Here is a 1,576-nt window from a genome sequence, read left to right as displayed (position 1 = left end):
CTCAGACTGCTGACGAACCCCATGTTTTTCGGAGCATGGGGTTTGTTTTTTGGGCGGTAGCGCTGTGGGTACGGTGCGGTGCGATTTGGGCGAGCAAGCCCGCGAACTCGGCAATGAGCCGCTGTAGCGGTTCGCACAGGCGCCAGAAATGGCGTAAAAGCGCCCGCAGGCGCGCCAGCAGTAGCGCGATCTTCTTGATGTTCTGCGCCGCAGCGGCCAGCAAGCACTGCTCGGCGACTTTGCGCAGCCCACGCATCCTGGCGTAGCGATGTCCGTGCAGTTGTTTGGCGTCCGCAAAGCTACGCTCCACGGTTTCCTTGCGCCGGGCATAAATGCGTTTGCCCCATTCAGTCAGCCGCCTGGCGTCCACGCGCTCCTTGGCTCGCTCCCAAACGTGACGCACGACTACTTTGATCGCATTGGCGCTGCTCGTGCACTGACCGCGCACCTCACAGCGCTTGCACAGCTCTGGGTTGGACTTGTATTCGCGGTAGCCCACCCGGTTGGTCGTGCTGTAGCGCAGCGCCTGGCCCTGCGGGCACACATACTCGTCCCGATAGGCGTCGTAGCGGTACTCGCGCTTATAGAACGTTCCAGGCTTGTGGTTCGGCGAGCGATAGCCCATTACGCCGGCCACGCCGCGATCCTCCAGTCCCTGACAGATGGCGGGCGTAAAGTAGCCCGCATCGAGCCCCACCGCTTGTACCTCGAAGCCGAAGCGTTTGCGTTGGCGATCTAAACGCGCCAGATACGGCTGACTGTCATGCACCGAGGCCGGCGTCACGTGGGTATCGGTGATGATCGCGTGTTTGGCGTCGACTGTGCGGTGATCCAGATAGAAGAAGCCCTTGGGCTTGTCGTCGCGCACCATATAGCCGCTCTCGGGATCGGTGCGGCTGACCTTGATCTGTTTGCTCGGCGGCGGCTGATCGTCGTCGTCACGCTTCAAGGGCTTCTTGCCTTGCGCAGTCCGGTCCGCATCGATTGCCGCATCCAACTCGGCCAGATACGCCGAGGGCGTTTGCGCCACCTGCACCTCATCGAACTTATTCTTATTGGCGTTGGCCTTCAAGTGCGTACTGTCGCTGTACAGCACGCGGCCATCGACCATGCCGTGCCCGATTGCCTGACGCACAATCTCGTCGAAGATATCCTGATACACCGTCGTGTCGGTAAAGCGCCGCCGGCGGTTCTGCGAGAACGTCGAGGCGTCCGGCACCTTATCGGTCAGGCGAAAGCCGGCGAACCATCGATACGCCACATTGACCTGGACCTCGCGTATGAGCTGGCGCTCACTGCGCACCCCGAACAGGTAGCCGATGAACAACAGCTTGAACAGCACCACCGGATCGAGCGCCGGTCGGCCGTTGTCCGCGCAGTAAAGATGCGCAACCTTCTCGCGGATAAATTCGAAATCCACTGCCGCCTCGATCTTGCGCAGCAGGTGGTCCTTTGGAACAAGCATCTCGAGCGTCACCATCTCGAGTTCTTGCTGGGCGGGTGTCGGCTTCTTGAGCATGAACCCTATTAAAGAACAAAGCCCTGGCCGAAGCCAGGGCTTTGTCAGCAGTCTGAG

Annotated in this window: 1 protein-coding gene; it reads right to left on the bottom strand. The window is 60.7% G+C overall.

Translation table 11 applies throughout. The features are described from left to right. Position 1: 1 nt before the first annotated feature. A complete protein-coding gene (locus tag C0Z18_RS32390) occupies positions 2-1,519 on the bottom strand; it encodes an IS1182 family transposase (protein WP_102649536.1) in 1,518 nt (505 codons plus the stop codon). Positions 1,520-1,576 lie beyond the last annotated feature (57 nt).

The sequence above is a fragment of the Trinickia dabaoshanensis genome, assembly GCF_002879885.1.
GTDB lineage: Bacteria > Pseudomonadota > Gammaproteobacteria > Burkholderiales > Burkholderiaceae > Trinickia > Trinickia dabaoshanensis.
The sequence above is the reverse complement of the archived record's forward strand: the minus strand, read 5'-3'. Positions and strand labels throughout refer to the sequence as shown.

Excerpts from the sequence above, each read along its gene's own strand:
- C0Z18_RS32390 (WP_102649536.1), bottom strand. The coding sequence starts at position 1,519 with ATGCTCAAGAAGCCGACACCCGCCCAGCAAGAACTCGAGATGGTGACG.